An 18,998-nucleotide genomic window follows, 5' to 3' on the forward strand; every position below is an offset into this window, starting at 1 on the left:
AACCGAGTATTCGCGAGGGGGCGGCGTGAACGACAAGCCTGGTGAAGACGGCTTCGTGGCGGGCGGGGCGGACCCGGCGCCCGAACCGGACCGCAAACCTACTACTGGCGGTAGTGGGTCGGGCGACGTGCGCGAACCCGGTGATGGCACAGTGGACGCGGGCACAGCAGCGAACCACGAACAAGCCGAACGAAACGAGGGTTCAGTGAACTCGGTCGAGAGCAGCAACTTCGAACAGTTCCGCGATGATCTCGATGCGGTGGAACGGCGCATCGCCGGCGAGATCGATCCCGGCGTGCGCGCCATGGTGGTGGCCGGCGCGGTGTTCGTCCTGTTGCTTTCGCTGGTGCTGCCGCATGCCGGTGGTGCGCGCGGGTTCGACGTGCTGCTCGGTACCGAGGCCGCGCGGATGGAGCACATCGGGCTGCCGTCGCGGATCTTCGTCTGGTTCCTGGTTGTTTTCGGCGTCGGATTCTCCACGCTCGCGCTGATGACCCGGCGCTGGTTCCTGGCGTGGATCGCGGTCGCGGGTACAGCTATCACCAGCGTGTTCGGTGTCTTCTCGATCTGGCACCGGCAGACGCCCGGCATCAACAACTACCACGGCGCCGGACCGGCCATCGGCCTGATCCTGGGCACCATCGCCGCGATCGTGTTGACGTTCCACTGGATTCGCGTGGTCTGGAGCCGCACCGCGTTGCAATTGGCTGCCGAAGAGCAGCGCCGCAACGCGTCGATCGCCGCCGAAGAGCACGACCGCCGCCGCCTCACCGGCGAAAAGTGAAGTAGGCGCACACCTTCTGACAAGACGCACACCGAATCGCATGCGATTAGGTGTGCGTCAGATCAAGGCATATGCGGGTGTTCGGCGGCCGTCAGCGGTTGGTGACCGCACCCTCCGCGGCCTCGGCCCACTCTCGCCACTGCTTGGCCTGCTCCAGCGCCTTCTCCGCATCGCGCGCCTTACCTGCGGCTTGCGCCTTGGCGGCCTGCTCCTCGAATTGCGCTACCCGCTCACGGAATTGCGCCGCCCGAGCCATCGCCTCCGGGTCGGTGCGCCGCCACTGCGCGTCGACCGCGTCGCGGACCCGCTTCTCGATGGCGCGCAGCTTGCCTTCCAGCTCCTGCATGCGTTCGCGCGGGACCTTGCCGATCGCGTCCCACTTGTCCTGCAATTCACGCAGCGACGCGCGGGCGGCCTCCAGGCCGTTGGCCGGGTCGATGTGCTCGTAGGCCTGCAACAGTTCTTCCTTGGCGGAAGCGTTCGTGTCGAACTCGGCGTCGCGTTCGGTGACGGCGGCGTTGCGGGCGGCGAAGAACACGTCCTGCGCGCTCTTGAACCGCCGCCACAGTGCCTCGTCGGCTTCGCGGGGCGCGCGGCCCGCGGCCTTCCACTCGGCGAGCAGGTCGCGGAAGATGCCCGCGGTGCCGACCCAGTCGGTCGAACCGGAGAGTTCCTCGGCGCGCACGCACAACTCTTCCTTGCGCGTCTTCGCGGAGGCGCGTTCCCGGTCGAGTTCGGCGAAGTGTGCACCGCGCCTGCGGTTGAACGCCTCACGGGCCTTGGAGTAGCGCTTCCACAGGGCGTCGTCGACCTTGCGGTCCACGCCGCGGATCGACTTCCACTCGTCGAGGATCTCGCGCAGCCGATCGCCCGCGGCCTTCCACTGGGTGGATTCGGCGGCGATCTTCTCCGCCTCGGCGCACAGCGTTTCCTTGCGCTCGGTGTGCTCGTGACGCGCCTTGTCCTTCTCCTCCTTGGCGTGCGCGGCAGCCTCTTCGGAGTGTTCGGCGATCGCGGCCAGGCGCTTGGCCAGCCCGTCGATATCGCCGATGACGGCGGCGGTGGGCAGCGATTCGGCGAGGGCGACGGCGGCGGCCTTGGTCTTGCGCGCGTCCGCGCCGGCCGCGAGGCGGGCTTCCAGGAGCGCGACCTCAGTGGCCAGGTCGTCGAACCGGCGACCGAAGTGGGCCAGGCCCTCGGCGGCGTCACCGGCCTGCCAGGAACCGACCTGACGTTCGCCGTCGGCGGTCTTCACCCAGGCGGTGCCGTCGTCGTCGACCCGGCCCCAGGCACTGGGATCGGAGGTGGTGGGCACGACGGGATGCGGATGCTGAGTCTGGCCCGGCGTCGCGTGCGGCTTGGGAGGTTGGATCGAGCCGCCGGGTTTCGGGGCACCGGAAGAGCGCGGCATCGCGCCGGGGCTGGCTTTCGCGGTTCCGTTGCTGTCGGTCATTGCTCCTCGTCCCTGCCGCGCGTCACGGCTGCCTGGTTACGCCCTAGCTCATCCCATTGAACCCGGTCCGAGCGCTTGTGACCATCGACCCAGGCCTTCACGTGCAGGAATCTCGGGGATTGCAACCCCTGATGACCTGGGTTGTAGCTCATCGAACAGTATCAATCTCGACCAGCTTTGCGGCAGAGACACTCGAACCCGGGCGGTACCCGCGGTGCGTAAGGGCGTCGCGCGGAACGGTTACGGTTGACCCGTGTTCTCGATTGCCGCCCTGGTCCCGTCGCCGCCGATCCTGGTGCCCGAGCTCTGCGGCGGTGCGACGGGCGCGATTGCGGGCCGGCTCGACGATCCGCGCGCGGTGCTGCGGGCGGCCGTGCTGGCCGCCGCGGAAAGGCTTGCGGGAGTGACAGACCGCTGGACAGTGATCGGCACCGGGGCCGCCGACCAGGTGTTCGGGCCCGAGGCGGTCGGTACGTTCCGCGGGTTCGGTGCGGACGTGCGGGTCGCGCTTTCGCCGGACGCCGCGGCCGAGCCCGATCCCCAGCATCCGCTGCCGGTGTTGATCGCTGGGTGGTTGCGGGAGCAGGTGGCGCCGGGCGTGAGTGCCGAGGTTCGCATTGTGGCTGAGGACACTCCGGTGGCTTGCTGCTTCGAGCTCGGCGCGAAATTGCGCGCGGAATTGGACAATTCGGACGAACGACATGGAGTGCTTGTTATCGCAGACGGTGCCGCGACGTTGTCGTTGAAGGCTCCCGGATATCTCGACGAGCGGGCTGCCGCCGTGCAGGACGAGCTGGATCGTGCGCTGGCCATGGGGGACCGGGCCGGGTTACGTGCGCTGGATCCCGGACTGTGTGCGGAATTGGTGATGTCCGGCCGGGCCGCGTATCAGGTGCTGGCCGGGTTGTTCGACACTGATCCCGTGGTCGAGACGTTCTACCGGGACGCTCCGTTCGGCGTCGGTTATCACGTGAGTCTGTGGCGACCGGCGGAGTCCGCATGAGCGAGGGCGCAACGACATCGGGCCGGGGATGCGAGCCCGCGGAGCATCTGGCGCGGCTCAGTTCGCAGCTGGTCATTTCCGGGCAGCCCGATCACGCGCGTGCGCCACAGGAGCTCGTCGCGCACCACGAGGCGGACTCGTGAGCGATCCCGGCATCACCCCGATCGCCGTCGTCGGTCCTACCGCGACCGGCAAATCGAATCTCGGCCTCGACCTCGCCGAACGACTCGGCGGCGAGATCGTCAACATCGACGCGATGCAGCTCTACCGCGGCATGGATGTCGGCACCGCGAAACTCACCGTCGAAGAACGGCGTGACATTCCGCATCACCAACTCGATGTGCTGGACGTGACCGAAACCGCGACCGTCGCCGCGTACCAGTCCGCGGCCGCCGCGGACGTGGTCGACATCATGGCGCGCGGCCGCGTCCCGGTGATCGTCGGCGGCTCGATGATGTATGTGCAAGCGCTGCTGGACAAATGGGAGTTCCCGGCCACCGACCCGGTCGTGCGCGCCCGCTGGGAAGCCGTGCTCGCCGAGGGCGGTGTCGACGCGGTGCACGCGGCGTTGCAAGCCGCCGATCCGGCCGCGGCGGCCACCATCCTGCCCACCGACGGACGCCGCATGGTGCGCGCGCTCGAGGTCGTCGAACTCACCGGTCAGCCGTTCGCCGCGTCCGCACCCGAAATCGGCACGCCGCGTTGGGGGACCGTGATCATCGGCGTCGACCGCGACACCGCCGCACTGGACGAGCGGATCGAACGCCGCACCGAGCTGATGTTCGCCGCCGGACTCGTCGACGAGGTCCGCGGCTTGCTCGACCATGGCCTGCGGGACGGCGTCACCGCCCGGCGCGCCATCGGATACGCACAAGTCCTGTCCTACCTCGACAACGAATACGACTTGAAGCACGCGCAAGAACGCACCCTCATCGGCACCCGGCGCTACGTTCGACGGCAGCGCTCGTGGTTCCGGCGCGACCCCAGGGTGCACTGGGTGGACGGCGCCGCCCCCGATCTGGTGGCGACCGCGCTCGCCCTGCTCGACGAGAAAGAATGGACTCCGCAGTGACCCGACGTGTGAGCACCCGCAATGCCTCGGTCCAGGTGTGGCAGGCGTACCTGAACAACCGGACCAAGCGGCATCGTGACGGGCGTTTCCTGGTGCAGGGCGTGCGCCCGATCACCCAGGCCGTGGCGAACGACTGGCCGTTGGAGACGCTGCTCTACCGCCTCGGCACCCCTGACCTGTCCAGTTGGGCCAGGGAGGTCCTGGATACCAGCGACGTGCCGCAGGTCGGCCTGGTGCCGGAGTTGATGGCCGAGCTGGGTGAAAAGGTCGGCGGCATACCGGAATTGGTGGCCGTCGCGGTGTCGCGGCAGCAGGACCTCGACACGTTCGAACCGGGGGAGCCGGGGGAGGCCGCGCCCGTGGTCGTCGTGTTCGACCGCCCGAACTCGCCGGGCAATCTCGGCACGCTGATCCGATCGGCCGACGCGTTCGGCGCCAGCGGGGTGATCGTCACCGGGCACGGTGCCGACCAGTACGACCCGCAGGCCGTTCGTGCGTCCACCGGTTCGCTGTTCGCGATGCCCGTGCTACGTGCGGCCGGCGCCGCCCAGGTTCTGGAATTCCGGGATCGTCAGGTGCTGCGCGGCATCCCGACCCGGATCGTCGGCACCGACGAGAACGGACCGCGCGCGGCCTACGACCACGACTTCACCGAGGCCACCATCCTCGTCGTCGGCAACGAGACCAGCGGAATGAGCGCCGCCTGGCAGGACGCCTGCGACGACATGGTGCATATCCCGATGGGCGGCACCGCCAGCTCGCTCGGCGCACCCTCGGCCGCGGCGGTCGCGCTCTACGAAATTTCCCGGCAGCGCCGGACGTTTGCCAAATGACGAGTAGTTAGGGAGAACACGCACGTGTCGGATATCGAGTTCACCAAAGGGCACGGCACCCAGAACGATTTCGTGGTGCTGCCTGACCTCGAGGTTCAGCTGGAGCTGACCGCCGAGCGGATCAGCGCGCTGTGCGATCGGCAACGCGGGCTCGGGGCCGACGGTGTGCTGCGTGTGGCGCGGGCCGGTGCGTTGCGGGCCGCGGGTGTGCTGCCCGAGCTGCCGCCCGCGGTGAGCGAGACCGACTGGTTCATGGACTACCGCAACGCCGACGGTTCGATCGCCGAGATGTGCGGCAACGGGGTGCGGGTTTTCGCCCACTACCTGGTTTCTTCCGGTTTGGAGAGCGCGCACGAGTTCGTCGTCGGCAGTCGGGCCGGTGGACGTCCGGTGGTCGTGCATTCCGCCGGTGCGGTCGACGGTGACGTCACGGTCGACATGGTCACCGTGGACATGGGCACCGTGCGCGAGCTGGGCGAATCCACCGCCACCGTCGCGGGCTGGGCCTACTCCGGCATCGGCATCGACGTCGGCAACCCGCACCTGGCCTGCGTCGTCCCCGACCTGTCCGCCGACGGCCTGGCCAAACTCGACCTCACCGTGCCCCCCGGCTACGACCCCGACCTCTTCCCGCACGGCGTCAACGTGGAAATCGTGACCCCGCTCGCCGACGGTTCCGTCGACATGCGCGTCTACGAACGCGGCGTCGGCGAAACCCGTTCCTGCGGAACCGGAACCGTCGCCGCGGCGGCCGCAGCGCTCGCGCGCGAAGGGTTCGACATCGCAACCGACACCGGTGAAGTTCGCGTTCGCATTCCGGGCGGAGAGGTCACCGTCGGCCTGGATAAAGGCACCGCCTGGCTCCGCGGCCCTTCCGTACTCGTCGCCTCGGGTGCGATCGCCGAGGGCTGGTGGCATCACCTCTGACTCCCTGTCGGCATCCGGCCGTCATAGCTGACCTGTATAAATGTGCGAACCGCAGCGTAGGCGGCGCGTCGCCGGCGAAACTCGCTTGACCGCGCTCCAGCGATACGGAACCGTGATGGGCGTAATCTGAGGGGACACCGGCACACAACCAAGTGCCAACGATGATGTCGATCTGCTTACCGGGAAGCGGTTTTCTGCCGTTCCGAAGAGCAATCGATGAGGTTGAATGACGAAATCCAAGACGTACGAATTCACTCCGGCCGACGACTTCACCGAGACGGCCGATGACGACATCCAGCTCGACGCCGCCGCTGACGGCGCTCAGTCCGACGACGCCGTAACCGGCGATGTCGTCGCCGAGCACGCCGCGCGGATGAAGCGCTCCGGCGGCTGGACGTCCGCCGAGCCCACGGTCGGCGAGATGCAGCTCGACGAACGCAGCTCGCTGCGTCGCGTCGCCGGGCTGTCCACCGAGCTCACCGACATCACCGAGGTCGAGTACCGGCAGCTGCGCCTGGAGCGGGTCGTGCTGGTCGGCGTGTGGACCACGGGCAGCGCCGCGCAGGCCGACGCGAGCATGACCGAACTGGCCGCGCTCGCCGAGACCGCCGGTTCCGAGGTGCTCGAAGGGCTGATCCAGCGCCGCGACAAGCCGGACCCGGCCACCTACATCGGTTCCGGCAAGGCCGAAGAGCTGCGGGCCGTGGTGCTCGAAACCGGCGCCGACACCGTCATCTGCGACGGTGAGCTGACTCCCGCGCAGCTGACCGCGCTGGAGAAGGTCGTCAAGGTCAAGGTGATCGACCGGACCGCGCTGATCCTCGACATCTTCGCCCAGCACGCCACCTCCCGCGAGGGCAAGGCGCAGGTCGCGCTCGCGCAGATGGAATACATGCTGCCGCGACTGCGTGGCTGGGGTGAGTCCATGTCCCGGCAGGCCGGTGGTCGGGCCGGCAGCAACGGCGGCGTGGGTCTGCGTGGTCCCGGTGAGACGAAGATCGAAACCGATCGTCGCCGCATCCGCGAGCGGATGGCCAAGCTGCGCCGCGAGATCCGCGAGATGAAGACCGCGCGCGACACCATGCGGGCCCGCCGCAACTCCAGCGGCATCCCGTCGGTAGCGATCGTCGGCTACACCAACGCGGGCAAGTCCAGCCTGATGAACGCGCTCACCGGCGCCGGACTCCTGGTGCAGGACGCGCTGTTCGCCACCTTGGACCCGACCACCCGTCGCGCCGATCTCGACGACGGCCGCGAGGTCGTCTTCACCGACACCGTCGGTTTCGTCCGGCACCTGCCGACCCAGCTGGTCGAGGCCTTCCGGTCGACGCTGGAAGAGGTCACCGGCGCCGACCTGCTGCTGCACGTGGTCGACGGCTCCGACGCGCTGCCCGCCGAACAGATCAAGGCGGTCCGCGAGGTGATCACCGACGTGATCAAGGAACAGGGCACCCCCGCCCCGCCGGAACTGCTGGTGGTCAACAAGATCGACGCCCTCGACCCGATGGCATTGACCCGCCTGCGCGGCCAGCTCCCCGACGCGGCCTACGTCTCCGTCCGCGCCGACCTCGGCATCGACGCGTTGCGTGACCGCCTCGCCGAGGTGTTAGGCGGCCTCGACGCCGAAATCAGCATCCTGCTGCCCTACAGCCGAGGTGACCTCCTCGCGCGCATCCACGCCGACGGCCGCATCATCGACTCCACCCACGAGGAAGGCGGCACCCGAGTCCACGCCCGAGTCCCCCACTCCCTCGCCGCCGCCCTCTCCGAATACGCCCACGCCGGCGGATCGGACACCCCAGCCCCCAACGGCCACCCCGAACCCTGACCCAACAGGGGCTGACCGAACCAGCACCCGCATCACACCCCAGCCAGGTCCCACTCGCCGAGCCTCTGCCGCCGATCGGGACCTGGCTGAGTACATACTCGGGCTTTGCCGCGGTCATGTCCCGTTCGGTGGGTTCTCTGCCGTCGAACGGGACCAGGTTGATGGCCCACTTGAGCTTCGGCGCAGCAATGTCTCGCTCGCGAAGGCTCACCTGTTGGATGAGGTTGGGCTAGCAAGCCCACCGGCGGGTGTGGCAAGCCGTAGCCGCTGACCACCGCTGGCGTCCAACCGGGACACGGATTGGTCGCTGCGTAGGGACCTGCTGGCAATTCCGTGCGCAGTGGGGCCGCGGGGCGTGCGGAGTTAGAGGTATTTGACCTCGATTGTGGCTGTGCCGTCGATTGGTGTCTCGTTCGAGAGGTCGAGGCTGTCCGATCGGGCGATGGTGGTGTCTGCTTCGGCGGTGAGGTCTTGGGTGGGGACCGGGCTTGTTTCGTCGGGCATTTTCGCTCCTCAACTCGGACCGGGATTGCATCGGCTGGGTTCATTGTCCGGTTCGGTGAGGTACGGCAGGGCTTGAATGGGGGAAGCGGTCTGCCCTGCGTGTCCGTGGTGGCGCGCATGCGTCACGGTGCGCGTAAAGGTTGTGTTGAAGTGGGTGAAATTGTCAGCAAATTTAGGCGTCAGGGGGAGGAGGGGTGCGGGGCAGGCTGAGGGTGGTTTTGGGGGTGGGGTGAAGATCGGTAAGGCGATAGCAGACCGGGTGGACTGTGTTGGCGCTCACATCTGATGCGGCACAGTGGATTTCGTTACGGTATCGTTCGGGGCGACATCAGGAGGGATGTATGTCGCACGACCGTTCGGGTTCGGCTGATTCCGCAATCGAGGCGTCTGGTGCGCTGGTGCTCGACAAGCCTGCGCTCAGCGATGGGGCTCCGCTGGCGGTTTCGCTGACCGACAGCGATCTTCGGGTAATCGAGGCGCTGCTGTCGCCGTTGCGGGCGTGGACGAGTCCGCGGTTCTACGGGCTGGACAACATCCCGACCGATGGGCCGGTTCTTCTGGTCGGCAATCATAATCTGATGGGCGGCATCGACGCCCCGCTGCTGCTGCCCGAGGTGCTGCGCCGACGTGACCGGCTGATCCGCGGGCTCGCCGAGCACGTGCTGATCGCGGTCCCCGGCGTGCGCCACTTCCTGCATCGCTACGGCGCGGTCCGCGGCACCCGTGGCAACTGCCTGGCCCTGCTGAAGCGCGGCGAGGCCGTCATCGTGTTCCCCGGCGGCGGTCGCGAGGCGGTGCGCCGTAAGAACGAGAAGTACCTGCTCAAATGGGAGGGTCGCACCGGCTTCGCGCGGATGGCGATCGAGGCGGGCGCGCCGATCGTGCCGGTCGCGATGATCGGCGTCGACGACGCCTACGACATCGTGATCGACGGCGACCACCCGCTGCTGCGCCCCCTGCGCTGGACCGTCCAGGCCCTCGGCATGAACCCTGAACTGACACCCCCACTGCTCCGCGGCCTCGGCCCCACCGTCCTCCCGCGCCCTGAACGCTTCTACTTCTCCGCCGGCACCCCGATCGACCCCGCCCCCTGGCGCGACGCCGACGACATCACCACGGCCGCAAAGGAATTGCGCGACGTAGTCCGCAAAGCCCTGGAAGAGGAACTGAAATTCCTCTTCACCGAACGCGAACACGACTCCGGCCGCACCCTCCTCGGCCGCGTGCGCGACCGCCTCCGCCGCTGACATCCTCGGCGAATTTGTGCGAGCGGTCCGTCCCTCGCGCCGAGCTGACACCTGACTTGGTGAGCCCTACCTCGGTCGTCTCCGCTACCAGCTCGGCCGGTTGCGCAGGCCGTCCGTGCATTGAGTTCACCTCTCGACCCGGCGAGCGCGTATGCGGCCACAGTGACGCCGCCGCACCATTTCTGATTTCCCGCACCGGAATTCGTATGCAATTCCCGGTGCGGGAAATCAGGAGTGGTGCGGGGTGGGGCTAGTTTGGGTGGGGGGTGAGGTCGTAGACGGCGATGTTGCCTATGTGGGTGGCGGTGTAGTGGTGGCTGACCCAGGTGGCGATGTCCGGTTTTCCGGTTACCTGCCAGGGCTTTTCGGGGGTGGAGGGGCTGGTTGGGGCGGGTTGGCCGCCGACTTTCCAGGAGGCGGGGAGTTGCATTTCCTGGACCAGGTAGTAGGTCAACTCGTGATCGGCCACGATGTGCTGGAACTCCTCTAGCGTTGGTGCCGGGTCTTCGGCCGCGAAGCCGCCGATGGCGATTACCGGTGTGCGGCTGGCCAATTCGAGGGCGGCGGCGATCGAGCCGCGGTCCACCGCGGCGGACCATCTGGTCGTGCTGCTCATCAGCATCGTGACGAGCTGCGGGTTGGTGAACGCGCCGCCGTCGGCGAAGTTCTGCGTCTGGCGGTGGATCAGGGCGGCGATGCCGGTCTCGACGGGTTTGGCTGGTCCGACGACGGGACTGCGGCCGGTATGTGCCTGCGGCAAGGTGGCCGCCGCATAGGCTGTCGATCCGCCGAGCCCGGCGAGCACTCCGATAACCAGCAAGATTGCGGTCACCCTGGTCCGCGCGGTACGCCACGCGCTAGGAACCGGGATCGCAGTCGCCAGCACGCCGAGCGCCGCGACCACCGCCACCACCGCAACGGTCCATCGCAACCACGGCAGCCAATCCGAATTACGTTGCAGCACAACCAAAGCCCACAACCCCATGACCAGGATCAACGCGGCGGCACCCAGCTTGCCGAAAAGCTCATCGCGTCGCCGCCACAGTTCATGCACCCCCACCGCGACCATCCCGGCAGCAGCAGGCGCAAGGGTCAGCGTGTAATAGGAATGCTCGATCGCCTTCATCGCACTGAAGGCCCCACCCATGGTGATCAACCACAACCCGAAAACCAATGCCGCACCCCGTATTTGGTCGGTACGCGGCGCACTCCACCGCGACACCAGCACCACGACGAACGACAACAGCGCAGCCGGAACCAGCCACGAGATCTCGAACCCACTCTCTCCGACGAACAATCGGCCAAGCCCCGGCGAACCGAAGTCATTGAAACTCTGCAACAGCCCCGGCGGCGTCTGATACCCGGACGGCAGCGCAATCTGCCCCGTCGCCGGCGTATTACCGAGGAACCGGCCAAACCCGTTGTACCCCAACACCGAATCCATGAACGAGTTGTCCGTAGACCCCGCAAGATAAGGCCGCGAAGATTCCGGCCACAAAATAGTCAGCAACACATACCAACCCGCCGAAACAACCAACGCCGCGGCCGCCCCAACCAAGTGCCACAACCGATTCCGCAACGAAGTCGGCGCAACAATCAGATAGGTAACACCCAGCGCAGGCAACACCATCAACCCTTCGAGCAACTTCGCCAGAAACGCGAACCCGAGCGCAACACCGGCCAGCATCAGCCAACGCCTGTCGGCCCGCTCCAACGCCCGGATCGTGCAATACCCGCCCGCCGTCATCAGCAACACCAACACCGCGTCCGGATTGTTGAACCGAAACATCAACGCCACCACCGGAGTTGCCGCCAACGCCAACCCGGCCAGCAACCCCGCACCCCGGCTGAGCGTCGCCCGCGTCACCGCCGCATACGTCAACCCCACCGCCCCCACCGCCATCAACGCCTGCGGCACCAACATGCTCGCACTGCTGAACCCGAACAACTGCCCGGACAGCCCCATCACCCACTGCGAGACCGGCGGCTTGTCCACCGTGATGAAGTTGCTCGGATCCAGCGACCCGAACAGCAACGCCTTCCAGTCCCGCGACCCTGCCCAGGTCGCACCCGCGTAGAAGTTGTTGCCCATGCCGTTCACGGTGATGTGCCACAGGTACGCGATCGCGGTTCCGAGCAACAGCACGACCAGCCCGGCACGTTCCACCGGACGCGCCGGTGGCAGAGCTGTCGGACTGGGGGATGAGGCAACGGAACCGGTCGGAGCCGTCGCGATGAGGGTCGCCGCCATTGCCCAACGGTCGCATGCTGATGTTCACCAAAAGTTGGACAGCGGGTTAACACGGCGTCGGAATTGTGTGGTCGAGGACACGGCCGGTTCCGCCGCGGTTTGTCGAGAATCTCGGTCTTCTTCCGCGCGACCCGACGCAGGGCCTGGTTAGCAGACGATTACGCCCCAGAAGTGAACTGCGATTCTCATTCCGGGTACCGTATGAGACAACGACGGGTCGGTGTGGACCGGCCGGTGTGGTCACTAGGAGGTTGGTGTGGAGCGCACACTGTTCGAACCCGAGCACGATCTGTTCCGGGAGTCGTTCCGCAAGTTTCTCGATCAGCACGTCGCGCCGAACCACGCGAAGTGGGAAGAGCAGGGGATTGTCGACCGCGAGGTCTGGCTCGAGGCGGGCAAGCAGGGCTTCCTCGGCATGGCCATGCCGGAGGAGTACGGCGGCGGCGGGGTCAAGGATTTCCGCTACAACGCGATCGTGGCCGAGGAATCGGTGCGCGGCCAGTACTCCGGCCTCGGTTTCGCCCTGCACAACGATGTGATCGCCCCGTACCTGTCCGAGCTGGCCAACGAGGAGCAGAAGCAGCGCTGGCTGCCCGGTTTCTGTTCCGGCGAGATCATCACCGCGATCGCGATGACCGAGCCCGGCACCGGCTCCGACCTCCAGGGCATCAAAACCCGCGCGGTCCGCGACGGTGACGACTGGGTGCTCAACGGCTCCAAGACCTTCATCACCAACGGCATCAACTCCGACATCGTGATCGTGGTCGCGCAGACCGACCCGGACAAGGGCGCGATGGGCTTCAGCCTGCTCGTCGTCGAGCGCGGCATGCCCGGCTTCGAGCGCGGCCGCAACCTGGACAAGCTCGGCCTCAAGGCGCAGGACACCGCCGAGCTGAGCTTCACCGACGTCCGGGTGCCGGCCGCCAACCTGCTCGGCCAGGAGGGTTCGGGCTTCATCCACCTGATGCAGAACCTCCCGCAGGAGCGCCTGTCCATCGCCGTGATGGCCGCCGCCGCGATGGAGGCCTGCCTGGACATGACCATTCAGTACGTGCGTGACCGCAAGGCGTTCGGCAAGCCGATCGGCACCTTCCAGAACACCCGCTTCGTCCTCGCCGAACTCGCCACCAAGACCACCGCCGTGCGCGTCCTGGTCGACCGCTTCATCGAGGACCTCAACCGCGGCAAGCTCTCGGTCGAGGACGCCGCCATGGCCAAGTGGTGGAGCACCGAGGAGCAGGTCGAGCTGATCGACCGCTGCCTCCAGCTGCACGGCGGCTACGGATACATGAAGGAATACCCGATTGCCAAGGCGTACATGGACGCTCGCGTCCAGACGATCTACGGCGGCACCACCGAGATCATGAAGGAAATCATCGGGCGTTCGCTGAAACTGTCCTGACCGCAAGCTGTTTCGATGATGAGGTTGCGCGGGGCCGGCAACGCCGCGCGCAACCTCGATCCTCAAGTCCCCGAAGGTGTATCGCTGCGCTGCCGGGCTTGATTCTCGTGCGCGAGGCGACGCAACAATGCCAGCACGGGCCCGAACAACGCGCTGAAGACCACCGCGCGTTCAGCCAGCGTCACGTTGTCCCCGAGCTGCTGCATATGCGTGGCATCGAGCCGCGCCACCGATTCCGCCAGCTCCGCGTACGGCAGCAATTCCTCGATGTCCCAATCCATGTCGAGGCGCTGTAGCGCACGCATCCGCTCGTCGAGCGCCGCCCGGTGCGGCGACTGCTCCGAGACGTCCCACCCCATCCGCTCGACCAATTCCGCCGCCCAGACCGGGCCGTCCTCGTCCGGCACCGAAGCCGCACCCTCGGGAAGATCGGTGGGCATGGCGTAATCCACGATGCCCAGCACCTCCGCCGGACTGTGCGGTTCATCCAGCGCCGCAAGCACATCGCGGACCGCGGCGACCGGCAGGCCGCCGAAGCGGGTCATCGCCCGGATCAATTCGAGCCGGCGCAGGTGTCCCTCGTCGTAGTCCGCTGTCGTCGCGCGGAGTGAGCGACCCGGTGGCAGCAGTCCTTCCCGTCGATAGAACTTGATGCTCGCAATCGGCACGCCCGACCGCTCGCTCAGTTCCGACAACTTCACGGTGCGTACCTCCGCGGGTGTGACGAAGACCCGATGGCCTTCGTTGGATAGTGCAGCTATCCTACATTGGATAGTTCAAGTATCCAATCACAGGAAAGTGGCCGATGACCGAAAAACCGCAGGCCGACGCCGTCCGCGTCACCGCACGCCAGGTACTGCGCTCGCGCAAGATGTGGGTGCCCGCCGGCGTCATCCTCAGCGTCTTCGCCTTCCTGCTTTCCCTCGCGTACATGGGTGCGATCGTCAATCCACGCGCGGCGATGCACGAGTTGCCGGTCGGGCTGGTGAATTCCGACGCCGGTGCGGCCCAGGCCGATGGCCGGCTGAATATCGGGCAGCGGATCACCGACGGGATCACCGCCGCGTCCACCGACGGCAAGGTGTCCTGGAAACAGCTCACCGAGCAGCAAGCCCGCGACGAGATGGCCGAGGGCAAGCTCTACGGAGCCCTTGTCGTGCCGGCCGATTTCACGTCTTCGGTTCTTGCCCTTGGTGATCCGGCGCGGCAAGGCGGGCAGCACCCGGCGGTCACGATCCTGACCAACCCCGCCGCGGGCAGCCTCGCGTCATCCCTGGCGTCGAGCGTCGCCCAGCAGGCGGCTCATACCGCCTCGGCGCACCTCGGTGATCAGCTGACGACGGCGGCCCGACAGCATCAAACGCTGACCGCCGACCAGCAATACCTGCTCGCCGATCCGATCTCGATCCGCACCGACGTCGGCCACGCCCTCAGCGAGAACAGCGGCCTGGGCATGACCGCCTTCTTCTACGCGCTGCTGCTGGTGATGTGCGGATTCATCGGCGCGAACGTCTTGAACGGGCTCGTCGATTCCGGCCTGGGATTCGCGCCGAGCGACCTGGGCCCGTGGCACAGTCACGGACCCAAGGCACCCATCGACCGCCGTCACACCCTGTACACCGCTTGGGGATTGATGGCCGGGCTCGCGATACCGATGGCCACGTTGATCATGATCGCGTCCATCACCGTGCTCGGCATGGACGCCGGTCACCTGCCCTTGCTGTGGGTGTTCTCCTACTTCGGCATCGTCGCGGTCGGCATCAGCTGCCTGTCGATCCTGGCGACCTTCGGCACGCCCGGCATGTTCGTGTCCACCTTCGTCTTCATCGCCCTGGCGATTCCGTCGTCCGGCGGCACGATTCCGCTGGAGACCGTGCCCGCGTTCTATCGCCACCTCAGTGTGTTCGAGCCCATGCGGCAACTCACCGGAGGCGTGCGAGCGATCCTGTACTTCAACGCTTCCGGTGACGCCGGGCTGTTCCGAGCTTGGACGATGATGGCCGTCGGGCTGGTCCTCGCGCTCGCGCTCGGGTATGCGGCGACCTCGTTCTACGAACGCAAAGGCCTGCACCGCCACCCCGAAACGGAGGCTAGCCCTGCTCTAGCGTCAAGCGGTAAGTGAGGGAGTCGCGGGGCGTGAAACCGGCTCGCTGGTAGAGGCGGATCGCGGACTCGCGGGACGGGCGCGAGGTCAGGTCGACGGTGCGGGAGCCGGCCTTGCGGGCGAGTTCGACCGCGGTGTTGGTCAGATCGAAGGCGACGCCCTTGCCGCGGGCGGATTCGTCGACGACCACGTCTTCGATGCGGGCGCGGATGCCGGTCGGGATGGCGTAGGTGATGAGGGTGAGCATGCCGACGATGCCTTCGTCGGACCCGGCGATGAGCAGGGTCGCGGAGTCGGATTCGATGAGTTCGGCTAGCGCTTCGACGGTGAGTGGAGCGGCCGTCTTCGAGAGCTGGCGGACCAGTGCGTTCAGCTCTTGTGCGAGTTCGGCCGTGGCGTGGAGTGCGGTCGAGATCTGGATATCACTCATGCGCTCAACGTAATCGACGGTCGGGGAGGGCGATCGGTCGCGGTCAGCTCAGGCGGTGTTTGGCGAGAAGTGCTGTGTCGTCGAGGATTTCGTCGGTCGTTCCGTCGGCGACTATGCGGCCGGTGTCGAGGATGACGACTCGGTCGCAGATGCGCTGGGCGTAGGGGAGGTCATGGGTGACCATCAGGATCGTGGTGGGGAGGGCGGTCAGGACGTCGGCTAGTTCGCGACGGGCGACGGGGTCGAGGTTGGCGGCCGGCTCGTCGAGGACGAGTACTTCTGGGCGGCAGGCCAAGACGGTGGCCAGGGCGGCGCGGCGGCGTTCGCCGACGGAGAGTTGGGTGGGGGAGCGGTCTGCTCGGTCGGACATGCCGACGGCTGCGAGGGCATCGCGGACGTTCTCGGTGAGCTGGTCGCCGCGGACGCCGAAATTGGCCGGTCCGAACGCGACGTCTTGTTCGACGGTCGGCATGAACAGTTGGTCGTCGGGGTCTTGGAAGACGAGGCCGACGCGTTGGCGGATGGTGCGAACGGTGTTGCGGTCCAACAAGGTTCCACCGATGTGCACTTCACCGGATTCCGCGATGAGCACGCCGTTCAAATGCAGCATGAGAGTGGATTTTCCGGCGCCGTTGGGGCCGAGGACGGCGACGCGTTCGCCGGGGTGGATGTCGAGGTTCACGCCGTGCAGGGCGCCGGTTCCGTCGGGGTAGGCGAAGGTCAGGTCGACCAAACGTACTGCGGGCGTAGCGAAATCGGTCATCGGAGCACCCACGCTGTGAGGCAGACGCAGATTGCGGCGGCGGCCGGTACGCAGCCGAGCAGCCATTGTGTTCGGGTCGCGGGCAGTGTGCCGAAATTCGGTACGGAACCATCGAACCCGCGCGACAGCATCGCTAAATGAACTCGCTCACCGCGTTCGTAGGAACGCAGGAACAGTGTTCCCGCTCCACGTGCGGTCGCGCCCGCTTGGCGAAGCGTTCGCGGGTCGTCGCCGCGGGAGATCCGCGCCAGCCGCATCCGCGCCGCCTCTTCCAGCAGCACATCGACATAACGCAGCATCAGCACGACAATCGTGACGATCATGCCGGGAACCCGCAGCCTGGTCAGTCCGCCGGGCAATTCACGCACGCTGGTGGTGGCGGCCAACGTCAACGAAACTCCAACGCCGATAGTCCCTTTCGCCACAATGCCCCACGCCGCAGACAACCCGGTCGTAGACAGCGACAGCCCGAGGAACGTCGTCCGCGGCTCTCCCGCCGCGAACGGCAGCAGCACCGCCAGCACGACAAACGGCAACTCGATGAGCAGACGCGGCCCGATCCAGCGCAGCGGAATACTCGCCCACCGCCACAGCGCGACCAACCCGAGCGCATAACAACCGAACGGCCAGAACAACTCTCGCGGCGTCGCCACGACGGCGAAGACGGTGAGCACCGCGCAGACGATCTTCACCTCGGCCGGAACCCGATGCGCCGGTGAACTTCCCGGCCGATACAGGCGATGGCTGGTAACGGTCACTTACGTCGACTCCGACCGAGCGGCCGGATGCTTGCGTCGCCCCGTCCGGATCAGGTTCACCACCGCGAACAACACCGCGAACGCGGCGGCCACCCCGAGAACGCCGGCCACGCCGGTGAGTTTGTCGTCGCCATCGATCGTGTATCCGGCCAGCGGCGATTTCGCGAGATGGTGCTCCGTCGCGTTCTTCGCGATGCAGTCGCCCTGGAGCTGTTCGGCGCCGTCGACCTGAACCGTGGTGCACCCGCGCTGGGTGGTGGCGTCGAGCCCGTCCGGCTGCGAACTCGCCACGTACGACAGCAATCCCGCGACGAGCACGGCCACCGCGGCGAACGCGAACAAGAAGCCGGTTATCGACAACCGGGGCCGCAGTGGTGTCGCGGCGGTACGGCGCTGACCGGTAACCCGTAGTAGATAGACGAGATCAGGTCGCGCATTGACCACGGCGATGAGCGTGATCGCGGTGATGATCCCTTCGCCGACACCGATCAACGCGTGCGTGACCAGCATGTACCCCGCGACCGCCCCGACGGTCGAGCCCGCCGCGCCGCCGATCGCGTACTCGACCACGAAACCCAGTGCGGCCCCGACCGTTCCGACGAATGCCGCGACGAATCCGACGATCCCGATTCCCGCATCGGCTCGTCGTCGCGAAAGCACCGGCAAGACAAGACGAGCGACCGTGTAGCCGATGGTCACGCCGATCAGCGACATGTTGGTGATGTTCGTCCCGAGCGCGGTCAACCCGCCGTCGGCGAACAGAAGCGCTTGAACCACAAGCACAATCGCCACGCACAACGCGCCCACGTATGGCCCGACCAGGATCGCGGCGAGCGCACCGCCCAGCAGATGCCCGCTCACCCCCGGCATGATCGGAAAGTTCACCATCTGCACCGCGAAGATGAACGCGGCTACCAGACCGGCCATCGGCGCGGCCCGCTCGTCCAGTTCGGCGCGCGCCCGCCAGCCCGCGAAACCCAGGCCCGCGACCGCGATCGCCGCGAAGATCAACGAGGTCGGCGCGTTCACGATGCCGTCGCTCATGTGCATGGCCTGGGTGGTGCTGCTGCTCACCCCTGAAGACGATACGCGCGATACCTGATCAGATGAACAGATGTTCTGATATCGGCAAGGGCTGGTCGTATTCGCCCAGGACCGGCAGAGTAGACGTGTGGCAGTGAGCATTCCGCTGGACCCCGATCACGCAGGCCGGGCCGCATCGGGCTTGGATATCGGCGGCATCGAGCATTGGGCCGGCCGGTTCGAGCTGCTCTCCGACGCCAACCGGCTCCGGCTGCTGGTGTGCCTGCACCACGCGCCCGACATCAGCGTCAGTGATCTGGCCGCGGCGGTCGGTATGTCCGGTACTGCTGTGTCGCACGCCCTGCGCCTGCTTCGCCATCAGGGATGGGTGGCCAGTTCGAAGCACGGCCGCATCGTCCGGTATCGCCTCGCCGACGACACGATTCACGACCTGCTGCACTGGATCGGCGCCACGCACGCCGAGGAGTCCATCGAGCACGAGGCTGTCGGCAGCACCTGACCGTCGCTGTTGCCGATTGATCGCTGATTCGATTGAGCGGGAGCTGAGCGGTTACTCCTGGGGAGACAGGTGTTATCCGGTCGAACGAAAGACGAG

At 66.9% G+C, this 18,998-nt stretch carries 18 protein-coding genes and 1 pseudogene; 10 read left to right on the plus strand and 9 right to left on the minus strand.

Annotation, left to right across the window (positions count from 1 at the left end; translation table 11 throughout):
• The first annotated feature begins 205 nt into the window (after positions 1-205).
• On the plus strand, positions 206-784 hold the full coding sequence (locus tag AB0M22_RS04850) for a hypothetical protein (RefSeq protein WP_364721676.1): 579 nt from the start codon (positions 206-208) through the stop codon (positions 782-784).
• A gap of 91 nt (positions 785-875) precedes the next feature.
• On the opposite strand, the gene AB0M22_RS04855 is transcribed toward AB0M22_RS04850, so the two are convergent.
• Positions 876-2,237, minus strand: a complete 1,362-nt coding sequence (locus AB0M22_RS04855) for a DUF349 domain-containing protein (protein ID WP_364721098.1) — start codon at positions 2,235-2,237, stop codon at positions 876-878.
• Positions 2,238-2,490: 253 nt separating this feature from the next.
• On the opposite strand from AB0M22_RS04855, the gene AB0M22_RS04860 reads away from it, so the two are divergent.
• The 5 genes from AB0M22_RS04860 to hflX all read left to right on the plus strand — a co-directional run bounded on the left by AB0M22_RS04860 (position 2,491) and on the right by hflX (position 7,900).
• Positions 2,491-3,240, plus strand: a complete 750-nt coding sequence (locus tag AB0M22_RS04860; RefSeq protein ID WP_364721101.1) for a hypothetical protein — start codon at positions 2,491-2,493, stop codon at positions 3,238-3,240.
• 139 nt (positions 3,241-3,379) lie between these two features.
• The gene (miaA, locus tag AB0M22_RS04865; RefSeq protein WP_364721103.1) at positions 3,380-4,312 is read left to right on the plus strand and encodes a tRNA (adenosine(37)-N6)-dimethylallyltransferase MiaA; all 933 of its coding nucleotides are present in this window, start codon (positions 3,380-3,382) and stop codon (positions 4,310-4,312) included.
• Positions 4,309-5,145, plus strand: coding sequence for a TrmH family RNA methyltransferase (locus AB0M22_RS04870; protein WP_364721105.1), 837 nt, complete (start codon positions 4,309-4,311; stop codon positions 5,143-5,145). The genes miaA and AB0M22_RS04870 overlap by 4 nt, the downstream gene beginning before the upstream one ends.
• A gap of 33 nt (positions 5,146-5,178) precedes the next feature.
• Positions 5,179-6,072: a diaminopimelate epimerase gene (dapF, locus tag AB0M22_RS04875; RefSeq protein ID WP_364721678.1), complete on the plus strand. Its 894-nt coding sequence runs from the start codon at positions 5,179-5,181 to the stop codon at positions 6,070-6,072.
• Between the two features lie 373 nt (positions 6,073-6,445).
• On the plus strand, positions 6,446-7,900 hold the full coding sequence (gene hflX / locus AB0M22_RS04880) for a GTPase HflX (protein ID WP_364721680.1): 1,455 nt from the start codon (positions 6,446-6,448) through the stop codon (positions 7,898-7,900).
• A gap of 363 nt (positions 7,901-8,263) precedes the next feature.
• On the opposite strand, the gene AB0M22_RS04885 is transcribed toward hflX, so the two are convergent.
• Positions 8,264-8,404 carry a hypothetical protein gene (locus AB0M22_RS04885; RefSeq protein WP_364721107.1) on the minus strand — a complete coding sequence of 47 codons (141 nt, stop codon included), beginning with the start codon at positions 8,402-8,404 and terminating at the stop codon, positions 8,264-8,266.
• 341 nt (positions 8,405-8,745) lie between these two features.
• Here AB0M22_RS04885 and AB0M22_RS04890 point away from each other — a divergent pair, with 341 nt between their 5' ends.
• Complete coding sequence (locus tag AB0M22_RS04890) at positions 8,746-9,651, plus strand: lysophospholipid acyltransferase family protein (protein WP_364721110.1); 906 nt, start codon at positions 8,746-8,748, stop codon at positions 9,649-9,651.
• A gap of 250 nt (positions 9,652-9,901) precedes the next feature.
• On the opposite strand, the gene AB0M22_RS04895 is transcribed toward AB0M22_RS04890, so the two are convergent.
• Complete coding sequence (locus tag AB0M22_RS04895; RefSeq protein WP_364721112.1) at positions 9,902-11,902, minus strand: glycosyltransferase family 39 protein; 2,001 nt, start codon at positions 11,900-11,902, stop codon at positions 9,902-9,904.
• 256 nt (positions 11,903-12,158) lie between these two features.
• Here AB0M22_RS04895 and AB0M22_RS04900 point away from each other — a divergent pair, with 256 nt between their 5' ends.
• Positions 12,159-13,304 (plus strand): acyl-CoA dehydrogenase family protein, encoded by a 1,146-nt coding sequence (locus AB0M22_RS04900; protein ID WP_364721115.1) that lies wholly within the window; start codon positions 12,159-12,161, stop codon positions 13,302-13,304.
• A gap of 62 nt (positions 13,305-13,366) precedes the next feature.
• Here the strand turns inward: AB0M22_RS04900 and AB0M22_RS04905 are convergent, their stop codons facing one another.
• A complete protein-coding gene (locus AB0M22_RS04905) occupies positions 13,367-14,005 on the minus strand; it encodes a MerR family transcriptional regulator (protein ID WP_364721118.1) in 639 nt (212 codons plus the stop codon).
• Positions 14,006-14,109: 104 nt separating this feature from the next.
• On the opposite strand from AB0M22_RS04905, the gene AB0M22_RS04910 reads away from it, so the two are divergent.
• Positions 14,110-15,426, plus strand: a complete 1,317-nt coding sequence (locus tag AB0M22_RS04910; protein WP_364721121.1) for a DUF3533 domain-containing protein — start codon at positions 14,110-14,112, stop codon at positions 15,424-15,426.
• Here the strand turns inward: AB0M22_RS04910 and AB0M22_RS04915 are convergent.
• The 5 genes and pseudogenes from AB0M22_RS04915 to AB0M22_RS04935 all read right to left on the minus strand — a co-directional run.
• On the minus strand, positions 15,395-15,838 hold the full coding sequence (locus tag AB0M22_RS04915) for a GNAT family N-acetyltransferase (RefSeq protein WP_364721124.1): 444 nt from the start codon (positions 15,836-15,838) through the stop codon (positions 15,395-15,397). The two genes, AB0M22_RS04910 and AB0M22_RS04915, sit on opposite strands and share 32 nt — an antisense overlap.
• 43 nt (positions 15,839-15,881) lie before the next feature.
• On the minus strand, positions 15,882-16,601 hold the full coding sequence (locus AB0M22_RS04920; RefSeq protein ID WP_364721127.1) for an ABC transporter ATP-binding protein: 720 nt from the start codon (positions 16,599-16,601) through the stop codon (positions 15,882-15,884).
• The gene (cbiQ, locus tag AB0M22_RS04925; RefSeq protein ID WP_364721129.1) at positions 16,598-17,359 is read right to left on the minus strand and encodes a cobalt ECF transporter T component CbiQ; all 762 of its coding nucleotides are present in this window, start codon (positions 17,357-17,359) and stop codon (positions 16,598-16,600) included. Before cbiQ ends, AB0M22_RS04920 begins: the two co-directional genes overlap by 4 nt.
• Entirely contained in the window at positions 17,360-17,719 is a 360-nt protein-coding gene (locus AB0M22_RS04930) for a PDGLE domain-containing protein (RefSeq protein WP_364721682.1), read from the minus strand.
• Between the two features lie 45 nt (positions 17,720-17,764).
• Positions 17,765-18,409, minus strand: a pseudogene (locus AB0M22_RS04935) (energy-coupling factor ABC transporter permease); the annotation flags it as partial.
• A 121-nt stretch (positions 18,410-18,530) separates the two neighbouring features.
• Between AB0M22_RS04935 and AB0M22_RS04940 the strand changes: the two are divergent.
• Positions 18,531-18,902 (plus strand): metalloregulator ArsR/SmtB family transcription factor, encoded by a 372-nt coding sequence (locus tag AB0M22_RS04940; RefSeq protein WP_364721132.1) that lies wholly within the window; start codon positions 18,531-18,533, stop codon positions 18,900-18,902.
• The last annotated feature ends 96 nt before the right edge of the window (positions 18,903-18,998 follow it).

Origin of the sequence: Nocardia sp. NPDC051756 (assembly GCF_040681495.1) — a bacterium.
Lineage (GTDB): Bacteria > Actinomycetota > Actinomycetes > Mycobacteriales > Mycobacteriaceae > Nocardia.